Annotated in this window: 19 protein-coding genes and 1 pseudogene; 12 read left to right on the top strand and 8 right to left on the bottom strand. The window is 52.1% G+C overall.

Annotated elements, in window-relative coordinates:
* The 4 genes and pseudogenes from VB741_RS20835 to VB741_RS20820 form a co-directional block, all read left to right on the top strand.
* Nucleotides 1-473, top strand: a pseudogene (locus VB741_RS20835) (ISKra4 family transposase); the annotation flags it as partial.
* 434 nt (nucleotides 474-907) lie between these two features.
* A complete protein-coding gene (locus tag VB741_RS20830) occupies nucleotides 908-1738 on the top strand; it encodes a FecR family protein (protein WP_323367131.1) in 831 nt (276 codons plus the stop codon).
* A 207-nt stretch (nucleotides 1739-1945) separates the two neighbouring features.
* Complete coding sequence (locus tag VB741_RS20825) at nucleotides 1946-2794, top strand: FecR family protein (RefSeq protein WP_323367130.1); 849 nt, start codon at nucleotides 1946-1948, stop codon at nucleotides 2792-2794.
* 86 nt (nucleotides 2795-2880) lie between these two features.
* Nucleotides 2881-4848, top strand: coding sequence for a CHASE2 domain-containing protein (locus VB741_RS20820; protein WP_323367129.1), 1968 nt, complete (start codon nucleotides 2881-2883; stop codon nucleotides 4846-4848).
* A 69-nt stretch (nucleotides 4849-4917) separates the two neighbouring features.
* On the opposite strand, the gene glmS is transcribed toward VB741_RS20820, so the two are convergent.
* A complete protein-coding gene (gene glmS, locus VB741_RS20815; RefSeq protein ID WP_323367128.1) occupies nucleotides 4918-6816 on the bottom strand; it encodes a glutamine--fructose-6-phosphate transaminase (isomerizing) in 1899 nt (632 codons plus the stop codon).
* 246 nt (nucleotides 6817-7062) lie between these two features.
* Here glmS and ttcA point away from each other — a divergent pair, with 246 nt between their 5' ends.
* Entirely contained in the window at nucleotides 7063-7896 is an 834-nt protein-coding gene (gene ttcA, locus VB741_RS20810; protein WP_323367127.1) for a tRNA 2-thiocytidine(32) synthetase TtcA, read from the top strand.
* An 18-nt stretch (nucleotides 7897-7914) separates the two neighbouring features.
* On the opposite strand, the gene VB741_RS20805 is transcribed toward ttcA, so the two are convergent.
* The 6 genes from VB741_RS20805 to VB741_RS20780 all read right to left on the bottom strand — a co-directional run bounded on the left by VB741_RS20805 (nucleotide 7915) and on the right by VB741_RS20780 (nucleotide 15002).
* A complete protein-coding gene (locus tag VB741_RS20805; protein ID WP_323367126.1) occupies nucleotides 7915-8451 on the bottom strand; it encodes a DoxX family protein in 537 nt (178 codons plus the stop codon).
* A gap of 112 nt (nucleotides 8452-8563) precedes the next feature.
* Nucleotides 8564-9295, bottom strand: coding sequence for an alpha/beta fold hydrolase (locus tag VB741_RS20800; protein WP_323367125.1), 732 nt, complete (start codon nucleotides 9293-9295; stop codon nucleotides 8564-8566).
* A 169-nt stretch (nucleotides 9296-9464) separates the two neighbouring features.
* Nucleotides 9465-10142: a transaldolase family protein gene (locus VB741_RS20795; protein ID WP_323367124.1), complete on the bottom strand. Its 678-nt coding sequence runs from the start codon at nucleotides 10140-10142 to the stop codon at nucleotides 9465-9467.
* Nucleotides 10143-10208: 66 nt separating this feature from the next.
* Complete coding sequence (locus tag VB741_RS20790; protein ID WP_323367123.1) at nucleotides 10209-11756, bottom strand: phytoene desaturase family protein; 1548 nt, start codon at nucleotides 11754-11756, stop codon at nucleotides 10209-10211.
* 83 nt (nucleotides 11757-11839) lie between these two features.
* Nucleotides 11840-13786, bottom strand: coding sequence for a polysaccharide deacetylase family protein (locus VB741_RS20785; RefSeq protein WP_323367122.1), 1947 nt, complete (start codon nucleotides 13784-13786; stop codon nucleotides 11840-11842).
* A 448-nt stretch (nucleotides 13787-14234) separates the two neighbouring features.
* Nucleotides 14235-15002 (bottom strand): SDR family NAD(P)-dependent oxidoreductase, encoded by a 768-nt coding sequence (locus VB741_RS20780; RefSeq protein WP_323367121.1) that lies wholly within the window; start codon nucleotides 15000-15002, stop codon nucleotides 14235-14237.
* A 92-nt stretch (nucleotides 15003-15094) separates the two neighbouring features.
* Here VB741_RS20780 and nudC point away from each other — a divergent pair, with 92 nt between their 5' ends.
* The 6 genes from nudC to VB741_RS20750 all read left to right on the top strand — a co-directional run bounded on the left by nudC (nucleotide 15095) and on the right by VB741_RS20750 (nucleotide 19366).
* Entirely contained in the window at nucleotides 15095-16006 is a 912-nt protein-coding gene (gene nudC, locus VB741_RS20775) for an NAD(+) diphosphatase (RefSeq protein ID WP_323367120.1), read from the top strand.
* Entirely contained in the window at nucleotides 16003-16596 is a 594-nt protein-coding gene (locus VB741_RS20770; protein WP_323367119.1) for a hypothetical protein, read from the top strand. The genes nudC and VB741_RS20770 overlap by 4 nt, the downstream gene beginning before the upstream one ends.
* Before the next feature lie 188 nt (nucleotides 16597-16784).
* Nucleotides 16785-17366 (top strand): sigma-70 family RNA polymerase sigma factor, encoded by a 582-nt coding sequence (locus tag VB741_RS20765; RefSeq protein WP_323367118.1) that lies wholly within the window; start codon nucleotides 16785-16787, stop codon nucleotides 17364-17366.
* 69 nt (nucleotides 17367-17435) lie between these two features.
* On the top strand, nucleotides 17436-18284 hold the full coding sequence (locus VB741_RS20760; protein ID WP_323367117.1) for an anti-sigma factor domain-containing protein: 849 nt from the start codon (nucleotides 17436-17438) through the stop codon (nucleotides 18282-18284).
* A gap of 92 nt (nucleotides 18285-18376) precedes the next feature.
* A complete protein-coding gene (locus VB741_RS20755; RefSeq protein ID WP_323367116.1) occupies nucleotides 18377-19003 on the top strand; it encodes a fasciclin domain-containing protein in 627 nt (208 codons plus the stop codon).
* Between the two features lie 189 nt (nucleotides 19004-19192).
* Nucleotides 19193-19366: a hypothetical protein gene (locus tag VB741_RS20750; protein ID WP_323367115.1), complete on the top strand. Its 174-nt coding sequence runs from the start codon at nucleotides 19193-19195 to the stop codon at nucleotides 19364-19366.
* A gap of 125 nt (nucleotides 19367-19491) precedes the next feature.
* Here the strand turns inward: VB741_RS20750 and priA are convergent, their stop codons facing one another.
* Complete coding sequence (gene priA / locus VB741_RS20745; protein ID WP_323367114.1) at nucleotides 19492-22107, bottom strand: primosomal protein N'; 2616 nt, start codon at nucleotides 22105-22107, stop codon at nucleotides 19492-19494.
* A 368-nt stretch (nucleotides 22108-22475) separates the two neighbouring features.
* Here priA and VB741_RS20740 point away from each other — a divergent pair, with 368 nt between their 5' ends.
* Nucleotides 22476-23642, top strand: a complete 1167-nt coding sequence (locus VB741_RS20740; protein WP_323367113.1) for an RpoD/SigA family RNA polymerase sigma factor — start codon at nucleotides 22476-22478, stop codon at nucleotides 23640-23642.
* Nucleotides 23643-23795: the final 153 nt, after the last annotated feature.

The raw sequence follows: 23795 nt of genomic DNA, 5'->3' as shown, positions 1-23795 counted from the left end.
AACCGCTAGCGGCGACACTGACTTGCTTAGGTGACGGGCATGATGGCATCTGGAATATAATTGCTGAGATTGGCCATGAGGACCAACGTCGAGAGATTCTCGATTGGTACCATTTGATGGAAAATTTAGCGAAAGTAGAGAGTTCCCCAGAACGATTGGATAGCATCAAAGACTTACTGTGGGAAGGTAAAGTAAAAACGGTGCTCGCTCAGTTTGAAGACTGTTCTGATGCTCATGCCCAAGCATTCGTGGCTTACTTGAGAAAGCATCAACATCGCATCGTCAACTATGAGTATTATCAGTTAGAAGGGATATCGATTGGCTCTGGTGCGATTGAATCAGGTATCAAGCAGATAGCAGCCCGAGTCAAACTAACGGGCGCTCAGTGGGAGGCGAAGAATATACCTCAAGTGTTACGACACCGTTGTGCCTATTTGAATGGGCAATTTTCGACGGTATCCTCACTTTCTTAGCAAAATGAGTAATAATACTCATCGCAAAAGTGAGATGCACCCTCAGCGGCATTGTTCGGGTTGCGTCGTACATAACGTTTGGCCCCGAAGGGTTTTAGGAACTACTTATGTTGTTGCTGTTGTTGCCTGTGGGCACCATGCGATCTATGCAAGAGCCAAATGCCTGAGTAAACATAGTCTTTTGGCTGAGTTATTGTTGTGACAATCGAAATCCTGGAAAGGTTAGCCCATCAACCTTAAAAGGAATATATATCGTGAAGAAGATTGGACATCAACGTTACTTCCGGATTAACCAGCCTTAGGGCCGCTGTATAAAAAACTACTGAGTCTGCCAGCTTAACCTACGCTTCTTGCCTGCTTATCGTTATTAGAAAATGCTTTGTAACATAATGAAAACGTGTCTCCCAAAACGGTCAAAGTTATCAGGTCGTCTTGTGCTGAGTTCTCTGCTAGCCGTAACAACGTTCGGTCTTTCCTTAGCCTCCACCTTTGAAGCGGAGTCTGCAGTCAGACGGGCATTACATGTGCGACGCACCTCGGGTACGGTAACAACCGTCAACGGACAACAGAGAAGAACACAAGTGGGAGACCAACTCACGGCTTCGGGACACGGTCTTATCACGGGCCACCGCTCCAGTGCAAATTTGGCCATTGACGGGGGTAGTGGCTCAGTATCCGTCGCACAAAATACCCAAATGACTATTCAGCAACTCTCCGTCTCGTCAAGAGGGGGACATGTGACCGTGCTCGATGTGCCACGGGGGCAAGCGCGGGTGCAGGTACCGACGTTTACTAACCCTAGCTCTCGTTTAGAACTGCATACGCCCAGCGGTGTAGCTGCCGTTAGGGGAACCGTATTTGGGGTGTCCGTATCGGAAAATGGGAAAACGGGGATTGCCACCCTAGAAGGTAAAGTAGAGGCCAGTGCCCAATCCGTTAAAGTACCTGTGGCACCTGGCATGGTCTCAATTATTCATCCAGGTGAGGCCCCCACCCCTGCTCGGCCTTTAGATCGCACCTTGGAGATTCAATGGAATCTGTTTGAGTGGAGGGGCAACAGACTCTATGTTGAGGGCAAAATTGACTCAGCTAATAGTTTGTTGGTGGCAGAAAACGAAATCTCCGTTGATCGTCATGGCTACTTTAAATCGGATTTTCCCTTGTCAAAGTCCACCCATCGAGTGATCGCCACCGTGCAAAATCCCATGGGAGAGACCCGCGACCACCGTTTGTTTCGATGGATTGTCCATGATTTTGATTTGTAAATCCCGTCCAAGTGGCAACCTATCGTTTTTCCCATGGTAAGACCCTTCCGGACGTGGAGACGGTTGAAAGAAATCATACGTGGTATCCCTTGACATACTAAAGCTGTCAATTCTGAAAGTTTCACCCATCAGATAAACGTCCATACTGGGATCTGGGGAAAAATCAAGAGGCAAGGCTGGTCGATTAAATTTATGGATATGCGTCTGATGGCAAACGCCAAACGATTAAATAGAAGGGATTTTGGGGCACTGGCAGTGGCAACAACTTTGGGCTGTCTACTGAGACCTCAAGAATTACTTGCTAACGCCTATTTGAGACGCTGGTTGAAAATCCAGCGGATTTCTGGAGATGTCACTACGATCACAGCTCAACGTAAACGTGCAAGCGTAGGCGATCAACTCACCTCAATCGGTCATGGACTGATCACGGGGCCTAGTTCCACGGCCCATTTGGCCGTAGATGATGGCATTGCCTCTTTGGCCGTGGCCCAAAATACTCAGATGACCATTCAGCAGCTATCGGTGCTGCCTGACGGTGGCCGCGTAACGGTTTTAGATGTGCCCCAAGGTCAGGTTAGATTCCAGGTACGACAATTCACCAACCCAAATTCCCGCCTAGAGTTGCGTACCCCCAGCGGTGTGGCCGCTGTCAGGGGTACCAACTTTGGGATCTCTGTCAATCAGGAGGGACAAACCAATGTGGCCGCCCTCGAAGGCCAGGTGGAGGCAGGGGCTCAAGGTTCAAGGGTTGCCGTCAATCCAGGCCAGGTGTCCATCATTTATCCTGGATCGGCCCCCACCGAAGCCCAAGATCTGGATCGGGAGCTAGATATTCGATGGCAAGATTATGAATGGAGAGAGGAGGGATTTTATATGGCTGGCTTTGTCGACGCCGCTAATCTTCTTTGGGTTAACGATCAACAGATTCCTGTGGATCGAGCAGGTTATTTTGATCAGATTATTTCTGCTGTTCGTTATCGCCGTGTAGTGTCAATCATGGTTCAGAATCCCATGGGAGAAACTCGTATCCATAGGGTTTTTCCTCGGGTAGAATGACTTGGCGTGAGCAGTTACGGCGAGGTGTAGATGCCGGGGATTGGCATGTTAGGTTCAGCAGCACAGATAGTTTGGATAGGTAGGTTATGGGACAGTGGCTGAACCAATTTAGGGGCAAGAGTAGGGCTGTGCGATCGCAACGACAGCAGTGGCTCTATATGTTTTTTGGCCCTGGCTTGGCCGCCGCTGGCCTGGGGGTGGCCCTGACAGTTTTGGGGGCTTGGAGTCCCCTGGAGCGAGGAGTCTATACTCGTTTGTTCTCCACGCGCGAACAATTTCACCCCATAGGGTGGGACGATAACATTGTGGTCATCGCGATTGATGATGCTAGTTTGCAGGAGTATGGCAGCTATCCATGGAGTCGTGATCTCTACGCAGAATTATTGTATCGGCTCGAAATTGTTCAACCTGCAGCCGTAGGATTCGACATTCTGATGCCTGAGGCTACTCCAGAAGATGCAGCATTTGCCGAAGCTCTCACCTATAACCCGTATGCTGTCTTGGCAGTTGGGGGTGATAACCAAGGAAAAATGATTGATGTCACTGAAAGTATTACCCAACCTGCTGAGGGCTTTTTCTCGGTTGGTCATGTGAAGCATATTACCGATGTCGATGGCATTAGTCGCCGGGCGTTTCTTTACGAGCGTCATAGCGAGGGTGTGTTTGATAGTTTGGCCATTGCCCTACTAAGGCAGTACTACACTAGTTTAGAGGGTACTATTAACTCTTCACTGACCACCGAATTAGATCCCCCTACAGTTCCTCCACAAAGAGTGGAGAAGTTTGAAAGACTAGAAGCGTTTGACCAAAATAAACCTATCTGGATCAATTGGCCAGGACCGATAACTTCAGACCAGTCCAGTGATGCCAATCATACCCTTGGCTTGACCATTTTGTCTTTTCAGGAGGTCATGAACAATGATGATGTCCTTGCGCAGCTGCAAAACAAAATTATATTGGTCGGCTATACGGCAACAGGTGTAGTTGGGAACATAGAAGACCCGATTAAAACGCCATTCTCCCGCAAAATTCCTGACTCAGGCGTTCACCTCCATGCAGCCCTACTGGATAATCTCCTCAATGACCGTTTTCTAAAATCGCTCCCCTATAGCTGGGCCTTAATCCTGACCGTCGTCTGTGGTGTCGGTAGCAGTTTGGTGATCCGACCGTTAAAACTTAGAGGGCGGTTGTTATTTATAGTTGGGCTCATTCCGGCTTGGTTTGCTGTGATCTACGGTTGCTTTGTAGGAGCCGGTCTGGTTCTCCCCATGGCAGCTCCCGTGGGTACCACATTTTTAGGGCTGTTGCTGTTTCAGATCGCAGAGCAAAGAGAACGCCAGGCGTTAACGGAGCTGTTTGCCATCAGCTTATCTCCAGAAATGGCTGACTTTGTTTGGCAACACAAGGATGAGTTATTGACTGAGGGCCAAATCCACTCCCAAGAATTAACGGCAACCCTATTGTTTAGCGATATTCGAGGCTTCACAACCATTACTGAAATATTGCCTTCAGCGGTCCTCCTATCTTGGCTCAACCGTTACTTTGAAGTCATGACCGAATGCATCATGGATCATGGTGGTGTGGTGGACAAGTATATTGGGGATGCCATTATGGCGGCCTTTGGGGCTCCGGTAGCTCGCATCGGGGAAGACGCTATTCAACAGGATGCCTTAAATGCAGTCAAGGCCAGTGTGGCAATGGCGGAAAGGCTTAAAGACTTAAATCAAGAATTTAAAGCCCAGGGCTTACCCACCGTGAAATTTGGCGTCGGCTTACATACGGGGGCCTTGGTCGCAGGTACGGTGGGTAGCCGCACCCGAGCGAACTATTCTCTCTTTGGTGACACGGTCAACATTGCCGCCCGATTGCAGGATATGACGAAGACTCTGACTAAGAATTCTCCCTATCCAATTTTGATGAGTGAGACCACCTATCAATATGTGGCGGATCACTGCACCATTAGTGCAGAAAAAGCCCAAATTCAGCTACGGGGACGTACGGCGACCACCACTGTTTATGCACTGAGTGGTATCAAACCATCAGAAGACCGTTAATCTATAGCTTTGCGCCCATCGTTCACACCATCGATGAGCGCTAAAACCCTTGTGACCTATGGGTGTGACCTATTCGACAGTGACGGACTTTGCCAAGTTACGGGGCTGGTCTACGTCGAGACCGCGTCGGGCGGCAATGTGATACGACAGTAGCTGCAGGGGCAGCACCGTTAGCATGGGAGACAGGAGCTCATCCACCGTGGGTACTGACAGCAGAGTGTCGAAAGTATGCTCGGCTTCGGGGTCATTGGCTGGGGCCACACCGATCAGCTGGGCGTCGCGGGCTTTGGCTTCTTGGGCATTGGAAAGGACCTTGTCGTAGACGGAGCCGGGAACTGCGATCGCAACCACCGGCACCTTCGCATCCAACAACGCAATCGGCCCATGCTTCATCTCCCCAGCCGGATACCCCTCCGCATGGATGTAGCTGATTTCCTTCAGCTTTAAGGCCCCCTCCAAAGCAATGGGGTAATTCACCCCCCGACCAATAAAGATAAAGTCCTGGGTTTCCGTAAAGCTGTGGGCCAGCTTTTCCGTATCCCCTTCATGCTGCTCAATCACCTGCTCCATAAGGTTTGGCAACTGGCGCATGCCCTCGATTATCTCAGCCAGCCGTTGGCCAGAAAGCGTCTGCCGCTGATAGGCCAACTCTAGGGCCAGGAAGTAGAACGCCATCAGCTGAGCCACAAAGGTTTTCGTCGCCGCCACCCCAATTTCAATCCCGGCATGGGTGGCCACCACATTCGGAATCAATCGTCCCAACGAACTTTCAGGTCGGTTGGTAATCCCCAACATACGAGGGGCAAGGGCTTCTCCACCCTGTTCTGTCCGGCGAGTTTGCTCCATTTCCAACGCCGCCAGAGTATCTGCCGTTTCCCCCGACTGGGTCACCCCAATGGTTAGGGCATGGGCAATCATCGGCGTGGGGGAATAGCGAAACTCCGAAGCATAGTGCACCACCGTCGGAATACCCGCCAAATGCTCCAGCAAGTGCTTCCCGACGAGACTAGCGTGCCAGCTAGTACCGCAGGCCAGGATTTGAATATGGTTAAGGTCCGCCAACAGGCTAGGGGGCAGCCCCAGATTAATGGGAGAACCCTCACTTTCCGGCGTCCAGCCACTGGTCAGGTAAGTTTCTAAACAGGTGCGCACCACCCCAGGCTGTTCATAAATTTCCTTCAGCATGAAGTGCTTAAAGCCCTGCTTTTCCACCATGGTGGGGCTAATGCTGAGGGTAATGGGATGCTTCTTCAGCCTTCTGCCAGTGAAATCGTAAATCCCCACCCCCAGGGGTGTGAGCATTGCCAACTCACCATTCTCCAACGGTAAAACCGCCCGAGTATGGGACACAATCGCCGGTGTATCTGATGCACAGAAAAACTCCCCCTGACCGAAGCCAATCGCCAGCGGAGCCTGTTGACGTACCGCAATCAGCTCATCGGGAAAATCCGCACTGATGATCGCCAGCGCAAAGGCCCCATCCAAATCCTGAACCGTTTGGCGGACCGCTTCTAGCAGCTTGGATTCATGCTCCAGGGGACCCTCCACCCCCTTTGCCAAATAGTCTGCAATCAGGTGGGGAATCACCTCCGTATCGGTTTCAGAATGAAACTCATAGCCCTTGGCCATCAGCTCTTCCCGCAGTTCCCGATAGTTTTCGACGATGCCATTTTGCACCACCGCGATCCGGCCACTGCCATCGATGTGGGGATGGGCATTCCGTTCTTCGGGTTTACCATGGGTGGCCCAGCGGGTGTGGCCAATGCCTAAGCGAGCGGGATCTGCCAACCCGTCCAGCTTGTTCTGCAGGTTTTGTAGCTTCCCCTTGGCCCGCACCCGGTTGAGCTTGCCTTCGCTAATGGTGGCCACACCGGCTGAATCATAGCCCCGATATTCCAGCTTGCGCAATCCTTCAATTAAGATGTCGCTAGCGGCGCGAGTGCCTATATAACCGACAATTCCGCACATTATGATGTCTCCTTCAAGGGGTATTAATTCGGGGCGTTGCTGATCCTTAGCATCCACCAACATTAATACGATTTTTTATAGTCGTTGCCTAGGGGCCTGTGGCCAGTAATACCTGCTAACTAATATCACAGGCACGTTTTACTTGATGAAGCACAGGTTACTTAGGCTCCTAATATACGTCGCAGGGCATGGGCCAGACGGGGAGATAGCGTAAAATATCAAAGCTCCTCTCCTTTAGCCATCTCTATGGTCGCCACCTTACCCTCAAAAACTGCAAAGAAACTGGAAGCGCATCTTCGGGGCCTAGTCGGTAAAGCGATTTACGACTACGCCATGATCGAAACAGGGGACAAGGTGATGGTGTGCCTGTCGGGGGGTAAGGACTCCTACACCCTGCTGTCCCTATTGATGTCGCTACAGCGGAGTTCCCCCGTCAAATTTGAGCTACTAGCGGTCAACCTGGATCAAAAGCAGCCTGATTTTCCAGAGCATATATTGCCGGACTACCTGGCATCCGTCGGCGTACCCTACCGTATTGTGGAGGAGGACACCTACAGTACCGTGACCCGGATTATCCCCGAAGGGAAAACGATGTGTGGCTTATGTTCTCGACTCCGACGGGGGATTCTCTATCGGGTGGCTAGGGAAGAAGGAGCGACCAAAATAGCCCTGGGGCATCACCGCGATGACATCGTGGAAACCCTATTTTTGAATATGTTCCATGGCGGACGGCTCAAGGCCATGCCGCCCAAGCTACGGACAGATAACGGCGAACATATTGTCATTCGGCCCCTGGCCTACTGCCCAGAGAATGATATTATTCGCTACGCCCGCTATCGCGACTTTCCCATCATTCCCTGCAACCTCTGCGGCTCCCAAGAAAATCTGCAGCGTGGGAATATCAAACAGATGTTGCAACAGTGGGAAACGGAGTTTCCGGGGCGGACTGAAAGCCTGTTTCGCAGTATTCAAAACGTGTCGCCGTCCCAGCTGGCCGACCGGGATTTGTTCGATTTTCAGAACTTGACCAGTGAAAAAAGCGAAGGAACTGCACCCGCAGGTACGGTCCCTTCGCTTTGAGCAACTGATGCACTGGGTTTAGGAATTGACAGTCACTTGATCTACGGAAGATGCTTCAAAACTCTCTTCCAGCTTCATCAACTGTTTGGCCTTAGCCGATAAAACACCCTTATTTAGCCAGTAAGTGAGCAGCGCATCCACCGAAAACAGCCCAGCCCCGTTGGCGGCAAAAAACAAAAAGATAGCTGCGTAGATCGCGGACAGTTCTAGGTAGGGAAGGCTGAGACCCGCTACCTTAATGTGGTGGTACATTGCCACCGCCATGGTGCTAAATAAGCCCAGGGCAGCGGGTCGAGTAAGTAAGCCAAAGGCCACCAAGGGAGCACCGATGAGCTCAGTGTAAGCGGCAACATAGCTGAGAAAAATGGGAAAGGGTAAGCCCAGGTACTCGACATAGGCGGCCGCAAAACCTTCGATATCGGCCAGTTTATCAAAGCCGTTGTGGACCATCATGATGCTAACCGTCACCCTGACGATAGCCAAGGTTGCTTGGGCCAACAGATTCAAATTAACGTTGGGCTTTAGGAGAAGTATTGATAGGGATTTTAATGCCATTGACTTAAAGCTAGGTGCAGGATTTGAAATCGATATATTGAAAATTGTAACTAGTTAGTTAAGAAATGCAAACCTATCCTTATCAAATAATTGTCGCCATCGGGGCAACCATTTATCCTCCAAGCTCTAGGACCTCCTTGAGAATTATGAGAAACGCATCTGGTTGTTCCCACGGCACTCGATGGCCAGCGTCCTTGACTTCTATGTGGGTAAGGGCTGCAACCTGGGATTGTAGGGTTTTCCCCAGCTGGCTATAGTGCCGGTCTTCACTGCCGGTAATGTAGGTGATGGGGACCGATAGGGATGACAGTCGCTCGGTCAGCTCCTCCATGTGCCCTTTGGAATAGGCTTCAAAGGCGTGGGCGAGTTTCTGACGGTCAAAGGCAGACTCTGGTCGGGGGGTGGGGCAAGGGCGTTGGCAAAAGATGGGTAGGGCATCCCACTCGGCCAGTAGGGTATCCCAAGGTTCTGTGAGAAAGCGGTTGGCCCAGATGCGATCGCGTTCTAAACTTTTTTGCCTAAGCTGACCATGATTACTACCCGGATCAGCACTTACAATCATGGCTCCTGACCATAATTCAGGAGCTGCTAGTAATGCATGCCACGCTAAGCGCCCCCCCAGCGAGTATCCGAGTAAATAATGCTGTGGCGAACTAACCTGGGAAGCCAAACGAACCCTGGCACAAAAGCCATTAGCCCAATCCCAGCAGTTACAGCTGAGGGTTTCCCAAAGGCTAACAGACTGTATAAAAAAGTCCTTTCCTGGTTGCTCTAGAGCATAGGAGAGGACTTCCCAGACTATGGGCTGCTGCAGGTTACCGTGCAGACACCACAAAATTTTCATCGCTGCCACTCGTCACATTACTACCGAGAATATCGAAGTAGTTGTCAGATTCAGCATCGATAGTATCTATTTGACCGCATATTGATCGCATAAACACTAAAATCATTCCACAGGGTGGGTTGTTGCAAGTTCCCATGCAGGCACCAGAGAGTTTGTCGTCACAAAGATTTTAGTATGCACCATTTTTCCCCATGGTCTTAGCAGCTCCTTCAAAGGCTGCGGTGGCTGCGGCTGTTTGCCGATTGCTAAAAAGAGCTTCAGCGATCTGAGGAGAAAACGTAAATGTATCCAGGCCTTGGGTGGCCAAATATGCCATGTCCTCCACATCGCGGATACTCGCGGTGAGAATTCGGGTGGAACTTTGCACGCCATCCAGCGCCCGCTGCATTTGGGCTAAGTCCTCTCGACCATTGCCACCAGCATCATTAATTCGACCCAGGTAGGGCGCGGCATAGTCTGCCCCCAGGGCCGCCGCAATTAAAATTTGGGGTACCCCATATACCGCAGTCAGTGTAACCCTCACCCCCGCTGCGATTAAGGCGGCAGCGGCCTCCGTCCCCAGCTGGGTGATCGGCACTTTTACCACCACTCGTGGATCGATTGCGGCTAAAGCTTTTCCCGTGCCCACTAGGGTTTGTTTGGTGTCTCCCCAGGTTTGCAGCTGCACTTCCTTAGCACCTAGTTCAAAAGCCTTTGATGCTAGCTGGGTAAGTGACTCAACCGTACAAGGGAGATGGGCTCGTTCTAACAGCAGCGGGTTAGAGGTGACCCCATAAAAGATACCCACCGGTAGCCAGGTTTCCCAGGCTGTGACATCAGCAGTATCTAAATAAAGGCGTAAATTCACAAATAGGGCTCCAGTAACTGTATCGAGTATTTTATAAGCGGCAGAGATGGGGAAAAGTTATATATTTTAGGCACTCAAAACACCAATGTCTTGCAGCATAGCTCGATGTTTTTTAACAGGGGCAAGGGTATTTGCCAAGATCATGCCGCTGGCAGCTACGGCAGGGAGACCAATGCCGGGAAATGTAGAATCACCACAGCACCATAGATTTTTTATGGGGGTGCGCGGTCCAGGGAAAATGCCTTGCCCTGCTCTGATGGCTGGACCATAGGAACCGTGGTGTCGTCGGAGAAACCGGCCATGGGTTAAGGGGGTGCCGATGAGGGTGATTTGGCAACGCGATCGCACATCCGGAATAACCCGTTCTAACGCCCGCCACATCACCTCGGCCCGCTGCTGCTTGAGTTGAGCATAGTCAGCGCTGTGGCGATCCATGCCCGCCCACAGCCCATAGGGTTCATTCCCCGGCGTATACACATGGATCGTGTGCTTCCCAGCGGGAGCTAAATTTGGATCTAGCACCGACGGAATCGATATCAACACCAAATTTTGCGGCGCATCTACACCGAGGCTCCAATCATTCATCACAATATAGTGACAAGCCAAGTGGTCTAACCCCGTGGCGTCAATGCCCAAGTGCAAATGCATAAAGCTATCGCACTCAGGAGTCGTCTGTCGCTGGTTAGTCCACCGCTTTAACTTTGGCGGCAGTGATGGTAACAACTTCAGGGTGTCCCATATCGATGCATTCGAAATTACCGCCTCAGTCCCATGAATCTTCTGGCCATTGCGCAACCGCACACCCACCGCCCGATCCCCATCCAACAAAATTTCTTCCACATGGGCATTGAGCCTCAGATCGCCACCGTGGTTTTTCAAGCCGCGCCCCAAGGCCGCCACCAGGGCCGCACTCCCCCCCTGGGGATAATCCAACTGGACGCCAGGGCGATACCAATCGGCAAACATAAAGGCCACCTCAGCGGCAATCGTTCCCTCAGCAGGCAGCCCCGACAACAAAAAGCACAACATGTCTAACCAGTGTCGCGTAAACTCATCCCGCACTATCCCATCCATAATGCGGCTAAAGGGACCGGTGAGCTTAGCTACCTGGGGTGCTTGCTTGAGGAGAGATGGCACGAAGGGCCCGATCGTACGGAGCGCCCCCAGATCCAACCGCATGGCCGCAGGGGGCAAGGCAATAGCCGCCGCACCTAGGGGCTGCATCACCCGCTGGAGGTCACGCCATTCCTGGGCCGCATCCTGACCCCTGAGGTTTTCCAAAACCTGACAAAAATGTTCTGCCCCCACCCTGGTGTCAAAGTCTCCTTCTGGCAGGCAACACCCCCAGGTGTCATAGTGCAGCCAGGTGACATCTTCGCCAATGGCATCTAGGACCCGGCGCAGGGGGTTGGGGGAAGGACTGTAGGATAGGCCCGAATAAAGGGATGGACCCGAATCGAACAAAAAGCCGCTCCGCTCAAACCCATGGGCCGCCCCACCGGCAATGGTGTGGCTTTCGCACACCACCACGTCATAGCCATAGCGGGCGAGGAGTGAGGCACAGCACAGCCCCCCAATCCCGCTACCGATAACCACTATTTCTGTCTGTGCCATTTAGCCTGTCTTGTATAGCCTGTCTCCTATAGTTTGTCTCATTTAGTCTGTGCGATCTAGTCTGTGCCTATAGTTTGTCCCATCTAGCCAGAAATACCACAGACGCCTCCTTGGGTGACGAGGACCACAGCATGGGGCACTGTGCGAGGCTCAAACGCAACCAGTGACTCACCCTCATAGACCAGAGAGGTGCTTGCACCAGAATCTAACATGACAGCAGTTTGGAACCCGGCTTTCAACAGCAGTTTGCCTAACCCCACTGAATCGATTTTGCCATGGGTGGCCCCCACCACAGGCTGTCCCTGGAAGTTAATGCCCCAAAATGCTCTGAATCGATGTTCTTCATAGGCAAACAAATTCTTAAATGTGTGGGCAGGCTGGGGTTCCTGCTCCCGTACCAACCAGCTCCCCCCCACAAAAGCATCGGTTACGGTGGGCATTTCTGCCTGGATGCCAGCCAGGGTATTGTGCTGCTTAGGGTCAAAAGAGATAAATTCTACCGTTTGAGGACTGATCAAAACCAAGGGACGATCCTTGAGCTTATAAATGTCTCCTTCGCTACCTGGGACAAACTTCCCTGTGTTTTGGCTCAGGACTGGACCAATCATGGTGTTGGAATCCAGATATTCTAAGGAGAAGAATGTACCATCGACGGCAGCGACGGCACCAGCCTCGTTAGCAATTTCGGTCAGGGGATAGCGGCTATCTGCATGGATGGTTTGGGGGCGGCCACCGCTGATTAGGGTGAAGGAAATCTCGTCGATTTCCATTGCTAACTTCCTCACTGGAGCCTCAAAGGTCAAGGCAGGTTCGAACCCTGGTAGTGGCGGACCACCCCAGGCGGATGCAATCACCTCAGCAAAGCGAGATTCTCCAAACCGTTCAATGGTCAATAGATTTTTTGAGGCTCCAGCAAACTGACCGGAAAGCTCATTCATGATTAGGCCCGCCTTGTAGCCTGCAGCTTTTGTTGCTGCCACCACCCGTTCATCGTGGTTACCCTCTGGATAGGTAAAGTAGTCGATGGGAATACCCAGTTTGTTTTCTAGCCGCTCTTTAGATGTTTCCAGCTCATGGCGCAAATCCTCATCCGAGAGTTTGGTTAAGTCTTGCGGGTGGGTCACGCTGTGAGACACAATGGTAACAAGGGGATGTTGAACCATTTCCTCTAACTGGTCCCAGGTAACGGTAGAACGGCCCACAATTTTGCCATCCACCTTGTCGGTAAAAATAGACAGGGCAATGGGATAGTTGTAGTACTTAGCTAACTGATAAACATAGTTATAGTGGCCGACATAGCCATCATCAAAGGTCAAGACAACAGGTTTTTCCGGCAGAGGTACACCAGTCCTCAGGTGGTTAGTCAACTGATCCAGGCTAATGGGCGTTAGCCCCTGGGCTTGAATCGCCCGGAAATCAGCATTTAAGCGTTCGGGGGTAATGTCAAAGGACACTTCCTTCTCAGCCAGGACATCGTGGTACATAATCACGGGTACCCGACCGATCTCAGCGCGCCCATGGATTTGAGGCCAATCAGCCGCCTCTAGCTGGGCTGTTATATTGGCTACCCACTGGGACACCTGACTCTGACTACTTTGGTTAACCTGATTGCTCCAGGTGGAGAGATTTTGTCCCAGGGCAGTAATGGAAGGATCAGCTGGGAATGCTGGTAGGCAATTGTAATCTGACCCAGGGACACCATTTTTCTGGCGGGTATCTAAGCTGTCACCCCCTAAGCTGTCATTCAGAGTCTCTGACTCAGAGGGATCAGCATCCAAATTGAAGACAATAGTCGCAATGTCAGGAGAAGGTAAACTGGCCAGGGCTTGGCCAATTCCACTCTCTAATGTTTGGCTAAAGGCCAACTGGGATGTCACTTCTGTATCTACAGCCGCGGTACCGTATAACAACAGCCCACTACCCAAGGCAACTAGCAAACCTGTCCCCAGCAGAACCATCCCTAGGGGCCGACGTAGCAGTGATATCCGTGCTTGAGTCCTGGGAGAAACCTTTAAATCACAAGCTTCCATCCGAGGACTCCTTCCTTTCCTAGCGTTAACCAACCGAGGTTAGGTTACTGGGCGTTTACTAAGAAAACCCTAGTGAAAAGGTTAAGGAAAGCTAAAAAATAAAATGCTAAAGCCACCCCAGTCAGCAGAACAGCTACAACATGGAGTGGCCTTAGTATAGGTGCTTTTAAAGGAACCGGTTCGGTATTGAACTCCAGAGGGTCCTAATCTCTGAAGACTGACTGTAGTCTATCGACTGGTGGCATGGAATTAGGTACAGGGTAATAAAACGCCAATGTCTCTTGCAAAACTTCAAAAACCAGAGCTTAAAATTATAAAATTTGGTCAAGGAAAATACTTTTCTGTTACAAGGCAATGCAACTAAAGGCTGGATGGACCATCCATCTTTAGATGGAAGACAAGAGTCTCGGCGGCAGGGGATTTGGCTGTAGGGATCAGCTGCTGTGCTTTACCAGGGTAGAGGGCTGCCATCCCAGGAGAAAAAAGAACCGTTGTCGTCTAGGGTGATGTGGCTTAAAACATCCATTAATAAACTGACTGTTTTTTCGACAGGGAAAAGCTTTTCGGGTGGTACGCCCCGTTGAAAAGGTTCTGATAACCGGGTGTCTGTCGTACCGGGATGGAGCATGACAATGGCCGTGGCTGGACACCGACGACCGTACTCGATGGCAGCGGTTTTGAGGAACATGTTCAACGCTGCTTTGGAGGCGCGATATCCATACCAGCCGCCCAGGCGATTGTCTTCTATGCTACCGACTTTGGCCGAAATGGTGGCAAAGATATTGGGCTGTTTGTGGTTGAGTAGGGGCTGCAGATGTTTGGCGAGTAGTGCTGCCCCAATGCTGTTGACCTGGAAGTAGCGCATTAGATGCTCGGGGTTGAGCTGGCGCAGAGCTTTTTCAGGGGTGATGGCCCCATCGTGGAGAAAGCCAACGCAGTTGATGGCAAAGTGTAGCCGGGGGGTAATGGCTTGGAGCTGGGACAATCCTTGGGCAATTTGGGCTTCGTCCGTCAGGTCCATGGCGATGCAGTGGAGCCGGTCGTCGTGCTGGGCTAGTTGCAATAGCTCGGTGGATGAACTGGCGGTGCGATAGGTGGCGAATACTTGGTCAAACTGTCTATGGTTGAGGAGCTGCTGGACAAAGCCGAGGCCAATGCCTCGGTTGCCACCGATAACGAGGGCCTGACCTAACTGGATTTGGGAAAAAATTGTCATTGAGGAGCGGGGATAGCAGGGTTGATGGGCAGGGGTGATGGGGAAAGGCGTTAACGTAAGATAGCGCAGGCAGTTTGGACTTGCTAGGGGGCATGAATAACTTGATAGTTGGTGATATGAATCCATTTGCGGTGTCTTCAGCATTTGTCGCGGGGGTCGACCCGGCGATGGTGGCTGATGGAGCGGGGTGGTGGTTTGGGTTTTGTGGATCTCGGATTTTGGTGAGCGAGGGGCAGCAAGAGGGGCCAGAGGTTTCAGTGGGACCAGGGGCGGCCATGGACCTTGGGGTGCCCTGGGTGGTGCGGTTAGAGGAGTTGGGGGTAGAGGTGGTGCGATCGCAATATCTCGGCACCTTCCACAACTGCCCTTGCTATGCCGCCCAGCTGACCCCGGACCTAGACGTACCTAAGGGTTTAGCCTTGAAACCACTGCGGGAACTCCATGGCCAGTTGGAGGATGCTTTGTTTGCGATCGCAGGTCGGGCCGTTCAGCTCGTGGACTGGGACCGCACCCACCAATACTGCGGCTGTTGCGCCACTCCGATGGAGCAATCCCGCCATGAGCGGGTCAAACGCTGTCCTCAGTGCAACCTGAGCCAATATCCCCGGTTATCTCCCGCCGTGATCATGTTGGTTTCCCGTGGTTCGGAGGTGCTGCTGGCCCGTTCGCCGCGCTTTCGACCGGGGATGTATAGTGTGCTGGCCGGATTTGTGGAACCGGGTGAATCCTTAGAGGAAACCGTAGCTCGGGAAGTGCGTGAGGAAGTGGGCATTGAAGTCCAGGATATTCGTTACTTTGGTTCCCAGCCCTGGCCTTTTCCCAATTCTCTGATGATTGGCTTCACCGCCCGCTACGCCAGTGGAGAGATTGTCATTGACCCCAAGGAAATCGAAACGGCAGACTGGTTTTCCCCAGATGCCCTGCCCCCGGTGCCAGGCAAGTTGAGTATTGCTAGAAAGCTGATTGATTGGTTTGTCGAGCAAGGAGTGCAGGGGAAGCTGTGAATACTCCTAGCCACGTCATTCTTAATCTGGCACTCCTGGGGCGGCAGTCGCGATCGCAGATGAACAGTCCGATCATTTGGGGGGCGCTGCTGCCAGATTTAGCCATGTTTGGTTTTTATGCCTGGGCTAAGCTAGTGGCCCGGATGGACGAAGCCACCATCTGGCAAGAGGTTTACTACCAGCCATTTTGGCAAACCGTATTTGACGTGGGCAATTCGATTCCCCTGGCGCTGCTGGCGATGGGGATTGCCTTCTGGTTAGGCCAGCGGTATCCCCAATGGCGGTCTGGGGGGCATGTCATTATTTTTCTGGCGGCCAGCGTGATTCTTCACTGCCTGGCCGATTTGCCCCTCCATGTGGACGACGGCCACCGCCATTTTTGGCCCCTGAGTAACTTTCGGTTTGAGAGTCCAGTTTCCTATTGGGACCCCGACCACCATGGTGCGGTGGTGGCCCTGGTGGAATTGAGCCTGGTGCTAATCGCTAGTTGGCCGGTATGGAAACTGTTGCGATCGCGATGGCTCAAGGCCCTACTCATCGGTAGCATTGGGCTGATGGGGGTGGCCTATGTTGGCTTTTATCTGCGCTGACTGCAGGCTGGGCCAATCAAAGCCGTTTTTTGTATGCTGATAATCTAACGCGCCATCGACTCCGTACCCTTTCTATTAGGTGCAGTCAATTGTCTCGTAATACTGGCTTACTATACTTAGTATCGGATCGGCCCTAGCCGATGTTATGAATGATGGCGATTCAAGCTTTGGAGTATCGGATTAAATCTATGGGGCCAATTGAATCTTGGGAGGGTACGGTATCAGATCCCATATCTTCTGACGCGGATCTGTTGGCATCCCTGCGGGCTGGCCAGGTAGAATCTTTGCGAACGTTATATCAACGCTATGGCGGTTTGGTGTATACCCTGGCCCGTCGTATTCTCCACAGTGATGAAGAAGCGGAAGAAATCACCCAGGATGTATTCATAACGCTTTGGGAAAAAGATGCCTATCAAGCTGGCCGAGGGTCCCTTAGCCGCTATTTGGTGGTTTTGGCCAGATCCCGTGCCATTGACAAGTTGCGATCGCAAACATCCCATCGTCAACGTTTGCACAAATGGCATGTGATGATGGCCGATGCCTCCCCCACGCCCCTGGATATGGCCACCCTCAACGAACGACAAGAACGCACCCGGCAGGCCCTAGAAAATCTATCAGATCGGGAACGGCAGGTGATCGAAATTGCCTATTACGAAGGTCTCAGCCAATCCGAAATCGCCCAGCGCTTAGATATCCCCCTGGGTACCGTCAAATCCCGCTCTCGGCAAGCCCTGTTCAAGCTACGCCAAACCCTCGAAACTTGCCTCTAAGTCTGGTTATTGTCTGGTTATTAACGTATTACCACAGCACTCCCATTTACTCTTTTTTGTCAAATTATTATGTCGTTCGATTCGTCATCCAACTCAGTCCCGCCGCCTGACTGGCATGATTTACTAGCAGGCTATGCCCTCGGTAATTTGTCACCGGAGGAGCAGTCCGCCTTGCAAGAACTGTTGGCCCAGCGCCCTGAACTCGAGGCCGAGCTATTGGCCTACCAAGAAGCCTTGGGCATGCTTCCCTATGCCCTAGAGCCCCAATCCTTACCGCCAGGGTTAGAGGACAGGGTCATCGCCGCCGCTACCCAGCACCCTCGCCAAACTGAGGCCCGGAGGCCAGCCTCAAGCCATCGTCCCAGACGCACTATGGGATCCCCTTGGTATGGTGCCGCCGCCGCTGCTGCTGTGCTGATCGCCGTGGTGGGAGTTGACAACTACCGCCTACGGCAACGGCAAATGACCCTACAGACAGAAATCAATTCTCGCCAAGCCGAGATTCAAACATTAAAAGAGCAACTGTTGGCAGAGGCCACCACTAAACCTGAGTTGGAGAACGTTGTAGAAATCCTACGACAGCCCAATGCCCTGGTATATTCCCTGCAGGGCACTGGCGATGCTGTAACCTCCTCTGGTAGCCTGCTCACGTTGCCCAACCATTCAGAGGTGCAGCTGGTCTCCCACAATTTGCCCGTACTCCCCCAAGACAAGGTCTATCGTCTTTGGTCAGTTGCCAGTGAGACATCATCCCCCATATTTTGCGGCGAGTTTAACAATACTGAAGCGGGCAACGTGCAATTGACTGTGCCGGATACCATTTGCAATGCCACCCCCGTCAAAGTCATCATCACCGTCGATGCGGTCGTCGACCCCCCCATCCCCAAAGGCCCCGCCGTCCTAGAGGGCAGTGTTTAAACCTACCGTTCATTTTGGGGATTGATTTCGGGGACTGGGATAGCTAAAAAAATATTCTGGATGAATGAGGGCGTATTGCTGAAACCCTTCATTTGCAAAAGCTATGGGCGATGCACTTGGAGTTTCAAAATTCAATCAATCCAATTTTGGTTGGGTGTCGTATATCTAATGAAAGCCCGTTATTAAGCTATTCATTCATGAACAACATAAAAAAGATAACTTTTTTGCTCAGTTTCTTGGCTGTTTCGTTGACTATTCCTGCAGTTCAAGCAAAAGAGGTAGTCTCTCTTCAAGCAAAAGATGGACATGCTGGTAACACCATTGTCAGCATTGCGTCTACCAATGATTCGTTCAATGTTTTGACTGCATTACTGAAGCACGCCAAGTTGGTGGGTGTGTTAAATGGAGAGACAGAATTTACGGTTTTTGCACCTACAGACGATGCCTTTGGTCGTTTGCCCAAGGGTACCATTGAGAGTTTGTATCAGCCGGAGAACCGGGAGTTATTAGCAACAATTTTGACGTACCATGTTGTCCCTGGAAGTGTACGCTCAACTGAGCTTTCGTCAGGGGCCGTGGATTCTGTTGCTGGTATTCCCCTAACTATTTCTGTTGGGTCTGGGGTAACCGTCAATCGTTCCAATGTTGTTACTGCGGATATTGAGGCCAGTAACGGAATTATTCATGTGATTGATCAGGTGCTTTTGCCACCTCAGTAAACGGTTCGCGTGATCTTCCCAGACCCGGTCACAGCAGCTAAACGCTGTTAGTCCGCTCATAACGGACTAACAGCATCTGTATCTAAAGCTACAAAAATTAACTATGGTTTAGGAATACCTCAGTAAAATCTCAGACTAAATCCTCATACTAGTAGTCAAAACCGTCTCATTTGATACCAGGAGGTCCCCATGAAACGTTTTAACACCTCAGCTAAAGTTTCGGGTGGAGTTCTGACTACTGTATTGGTAATGTCAACCCCAGCCTTGGCTACAGCTCCTTATCAAAACTCTCGCCTGGAAATCCATGCCAGCCGAGTCCAAACCGTCATCGAAGAATGGTCCTGGCGCGATATGAATATCTAGGTTTGATTACCAGTGATGGGCCAATGTCTGATGCATTCAGCTATTGGCCTATCAGGGTAACAGCTGAGATTTGAGGCTTTCAAGACTATCCATTGGGTTGACTAACCTGATCAACCCTATAGTCCTCAACTTAGGTTCAAGGGATCAATGTCAATGGTGAGCCTGACGGATTTAGGCAGGTGCGATCGCAACGACGTCAAATCCGGCACGATCATATCCAACGGCAGTTTCAGCAACACATGCCAGCGATAGCGCTTGGCCACCCGCAGAATGGGTGCCGGAGTGGGACCTAGAATTGCGGGGCCCGCCAGGATATTTCCCAACTCGTCCATCGACGGTGATTTGTCTCGGGAAGCATCACCTGAAGCATCACCTGAAGCATCACCTGAAGCATCGCCAAACCCACTACCCAGATCATCTCCCATGGCTGGCAGAAGCCGCCGTAGTTTTGCCGCACATTGCTGCGCGGCTGTTTCTGCCTCAGTTTCCGTGGGACTGGTCAACCGTAACAGCACCAACCGACCATAGGGCGGATAGCCCAGCTGTTGCCGATGGGCGACCTCATGGTCAATAAATGCTTGGTAATTATGGTCCTTCGCGGCCTGAATCACCGGATGCTCAGGTGTGTAGGTTTGCAAAATTACCTGGCCTGGCCGCTCGCCCCGCCCCGCTCGGCCCGCCACCTGGGTTAACGTTTGAAACGTCCGTTCCCCCGCCCAGTAGTCGGACATATGCAACAGTCCATCGGCGGCCACCACCCCCACCACCGTAATATTGGGCAGGTCAATCCCCTTAGTCAGCATTTGAGTCCCCACCAGGACATCGGCTTCCCCTGCTGCAAACCGCTCCAGTAAGGCGCGGTGGGATCCCTTTGCCTGGGTAGTATCACTATCAAACCGCAGACAGCGCAGTCCCGGAAACCGGCCCTGTAACTCATGGACAATCCGCTGGGTGCCACTGCCAAAATATTTTAGATAGGGAGATTTACAACTGGGGCACTGCTCCGGGTGGCGCTGCCCATATCCACAGTAGTGGCACCGCAGGTGGGCCGGACCCTCATTCTGGGGCTGGTGATAGGCCAGGGACACATCACAATGCGGACATTCCATCACATAGCCACAGTCACGACAGGAGACAAATCGGCTGTGGCCCCGCCGATGGATAAATAACAGTCCCTGTTCGCCCTTGGCCTGCATTTGTTCTAGGGCCGTTTGCAAGGGACGACTAAACATCGATCGGTTCCCCGCCTGCAGCTCCAGGCGCATGTCCACTAAGGTGACTGGGGGCAGGGGGCGTTGATGGACTCGATGGGGCAGGGCCAAATAATGGGGAGGCTGAATCTCCGCCCAGGTCTCCAAGGCAGGTGTTGCCGACCCCAAAATCAACGGACAATCCGCCATCTCCGCCCGCCACTTGGCCACCTGGCGAGCGTGATAGCAGGGGGCAGGCTGATCCTGCTTAAAACTACTGTCATGTTCTTCGTCTAGCACGATCATCCCCAGCTTGGGTAAGGGGGCAAAAATAGCGGAGCGAGTACCAATGACCACCTGGGGCTGCCCCTGGAGCATCTGTCGCCAGGTGTCGTAGCGTTCCCCTGGGGACAACCCACTGTGGTAAACACACACCTGGGCCCCAAAGCGGGCGCGAAACCGGTCGGTCAGCTGGGGGGTCAAACCAATCTCGGGGACGAGCACTAATACTGACTTGCCTGCCCCTAGGCGGGGGCCAATGGCCTGTAAATAGACCTCGGTCTTCCCAGAACCAGTTACTCCATGGAGCAGTACCTGAGCGTAGCCCTTGAGGCCATGGAGAACGGCCACCACGGAACTTTGTTCCGGGGTCAGGGGCTTTGGCCGATCCGCTGGGGCTTGGGAATGACTGCCCACCCGTAACTGCTCTCGAGGTTGGATGGTGAGATATCCTTTGGCGGCCAACCGCTGCAGGGTGGTGCTGGTGGTGCGCAGCCGTTGCAGGGCATCACTGAGCCACAGGTCTCCACCGCAGCGTTGCAAGGTGAGCAGAATTTCCTGCTGACGATGGGTCAGGGAGTCCGACCCATTGCCTATCCCTGGGGGTAAGGCATCGGGGGCTGGAGGCCCTAGGGCAGGCCCACCGGAGTGCACCAAACTCACCGCCTGGCGCTGTTGGGGCCGAGGTGGGGTGGCCATGGCCAAATAGCTTTCTACCCAGCCCTGGCTGAGGAGTTGCCCCAGCCCCACCCTGGCCTGCTGATGCTGACCTTGCAAATAGCGCCAGGTATAATCCCCCCGAGGGGATTGACGTAGGGCCTCCAGTAGGGCTTGGGCCGGTGGCGTGAGGTCAGGGGCGGCAGGGGACAAGGCCCTGGGGTGAGGCGGTGTCAGGAGGCGAATTCTGCGTTGAGAACGGCCCAATAAACCCGGTGGTAACGCCGTACGGATCACCTGAATTAGGGCTGTCTGGTAATAGTTAGCCACCCGTTCTAATAATTTCCAATAATCTTTAGAAAGAAAGCCGTGGCTGACGACGCTATCAACATTCCGCAGTTGGTAATCGAGGTCGGATATCGATGCCATCGATATCAATCGAATTGCGATCGCACCCAGCTGACGTCCCCCAAATGGCACACTGACAATATCGCCAGGCTCAACCCTGAAATCACTAGGAATACGATAGGTATAAAGCCCTTGAGCACCGGGGCAGTCCACCAACACCTCAACAGACTCAAAGGGCTTCAGAACAAGGGATTCAAGCTGAGACATGGAAGCTAAACTAGCAATAAATATAAACGTCTGTAGAAGCCTCTAAAGAGCTGTCAGACAAGAAATAGATGCACTAAACTGTTAGTTGAAAGATAAAAAAATAGGGGGATTTTGAATCTGTTTTAGGTCGTCAATGTCATGAAAACTTTACAAGTTGCAATGAATGGAACCAATCGTTACAAAAGCTATAAGAACCTTGATAAATAAGAGTTTTCATCGTTCAAAAAATATCATGGTGGACAGCGCTTCAAAATGGGCTTGGTATAGTGTAATTGCAGCTGCCCACAGCCTCCTTTAAATTTATCGATAGCGGCATTCCACGGTTACGTTTTTAAAACCCTTCAGGCAAAGATTTTTCTTGCGGAACTATGGCTTCTTCTGTTAATTCCCCGGAAACGGCAGTAATTGAACCTTGGACTGATGATATAGACCAAGCATCCACAACCCAGAACATTCCTGATCAGGACCCTCAGTCTAGGGAAGACGCCAATGCTCCTAGTTGGGACGGCTTGGCCGATGATGAGCTCAATGCTGATCCCACCGCTGAGCTGACCGCTGAAGTTGCGTCTGCCTATAAGAAAACCCTCTCTGATGATGCCGTCGGTGCTTTCTTTAAGGAGATGGCCCGCTACCCGCTCCTCAAGGCGGATGAGGAAATTGAGTTGGCTCGTCAGGTCAAGTTTTTATCCGACATAGAAGCCATTTCCAATCAGCTGGCTGAACAGCTGAAGCGCCCCCCCAGCCGATTGGAAATGGCTAATGCGCTGGACTGTAGCGAAGCTGATTTCCAGCATCGTTTGCAATATGCTCGCAGCGCCAAGCGCAAAATGATTCGCTCCAATCTACGCCTGGTGGTCTCCATAGCCAAGCGCTATCTAAACCGAGGTGTACCGTTTCTGGATTTAATCCAAGAGGGAGCCCTGGGGTTAAACCGAGCGGCTGAAAAATTTGATCCCGATAAGGGCTATAAGTTTTCCACCTATGCCTACTGGTGGATTCGCCAGGGAATTACGCGGACCATCGCCAATGATGCCCGCACCATCCGGCTGCCCATCCACATTGTGGAAAAACTCAACAAAATCAAAAAGACCCAGCGGGAACTCCGAAAGCAACTGAACCGTGCCCCCACCGAAGCTGAGCTGGCCGGTGAATTAGACCTCACTCCCGAGCAGTTGCGGAGTTTACAACAGGTCCGGCGTAAGTCACTTTCCCTCAACCATCGGGTTGGTAAAGGCGAAGATACGGAACTGATGGAGCTGTTGGAAGATGGCACCACCCTGTCCCCCGAGTCTCGGATGAACGAAGCCATGATGCGTCAGGAAATCTCCGATGTCCTCACCGAGGTCCTGACTGAACGGGAGAAGGACATTATTTCCCTACGATATGGTCTGACCACTGGAGAACCCCACACCCTAGAAGAGGTGGGTGGCATTTTTAACCTATCTAGGGAGCGGGTGCGCCAAATCCAGACCAAGGCTATGCGTAAACTACGTCGTCCCCAAGTGGCATCTCGACTAAAAAATTGGTTGCGTTAGGTAGCTGCGTGATTGGACCGCGCTAGGCCGCAGTGTTACATGGCGGTATTACGTGGTGGCGCTAGGTTGTTCTATCAGCCCGTAAAAGCCCGGTTTTTGGAATAAACCGGGCTTTTCCATGAGACACTCGGCTGCTCCAGAAAACTGCTGTAG

Source organism: Leptothoe sp. PORK10 BA2 (assembly GCF_034932105.1).
Taxonomy (GTDB): domain Bacteria; phylum Cyanobacteriota; class Cyanobacteriia; order Phormidesmidales; family Phormidesmidaceae; genus Leptothoe.
This window is presented reverse-complemented; position numbering and strand designations above follow the sequence as displayed.

Bases quoted from the DNA above. Each gene is read 5' to 3' on its own strand.
- VB741_RS20760 (WP_323367117.1), top strand. From the start codon at position 17,436: ATGTCGTTCGATTCGTCATCCAACTCAGTCCCGCCGCCTGACTGGCAT.
- VB741_RS20780 (WP_323367121.1), bottom strand. From the start codon at position 15,002: ATGACAATTTTTTCCCAAATCCAGTTAGGTCAGGCCCTCGTTATCGGT.
- VB741_RS20750 (WP_323367115.1), top strand. From the start codon at position 19,193: ATGAAACGTTTTAACACCTCAGCTAAAGTTTCGGGTGGAGTTCTGACT.
- VB741_RS20820 (WP_323367129.1), top strand. From the start codon at position 2,881: ATGGGACAGTGGCTGAACCAATTTAGGGGCAAGAGTAGGGCTGTGCGA.
- ttcA (WP_323367127.1), top strand. From the start codon at position 7,063: ATGGTCGCCACCTTACCCTCAAAAACTGCAAAGAAACTGGAAGCGCAT.
- VB741_RS20785 (WP_323367122.1), bottom strand. From the start codon at position 13,786: ATGGAAGCTTGTGATTTAAAGGTTTCTCCCAGGACTCAAGCACGGATA.
- VB741_RS20740 (WP_323367113.1), top strand. From the start codon at position 22,476: ATGGCTTCTTCTGTTAATTCCCCGGAAACGGCAGTAATTGAACCTTGG.
- VB741_RS20825 (WP_323367130.1), top strand. From the start codon at position 1,946: ATGGCAAACGCCAAACGATTAAATAGAAGGGATTTTGGGGCACTGGCA.
- glmS (WP_323367128.1), bottom strand. From the start codon at position 6,816: ATGTGCGGAATTGTCGGTTATATAGGCACTCGCGCCGCTAGCGACATC.
- VB741_RS20765 (WP_323367118.1), top strand. From the start codon at position 16,785: ATGGGGCCAATTGAATCTTGGGAGGGTACGGTATCAGATCCCATATCT.
- VB741_RS20790 (WP_323367123.1), bottom strand. From the start codon at position 11,756: ATGGCACAGACAGAAATAGTGGTTATCGGTAGCGGGATTGGGGGGCTG.
- nudC (WP_323367120.1), top strand. From the start codon at position 15,095: ATGAATAACTTGATAGTTGGTGATATGAATCCATTTGCGGTGTCTTCA.
- VB741_RS20805 (WP_323367126.1), bottom strand. From the start codon at position 8,451: ATGGCATTAAAATCCCTATCAATACTTCTCCTAAAGCCCAACGTTAAT.
- priA (WP_323367114.1), bottom strand. From the start codon at position 22,107: ATGTCTCAGCTTGAATCCCTTGTTCTGAAGCCCTTTGAGTCTGTTGAG.
- VB741_RS20800 (WP_323367125.1), bottom strand. From the start codon at position 9,295: ATGAAAATTTTGTGGTGTCTGCACGGTAACCTGCAGCAGCCCATAGTC.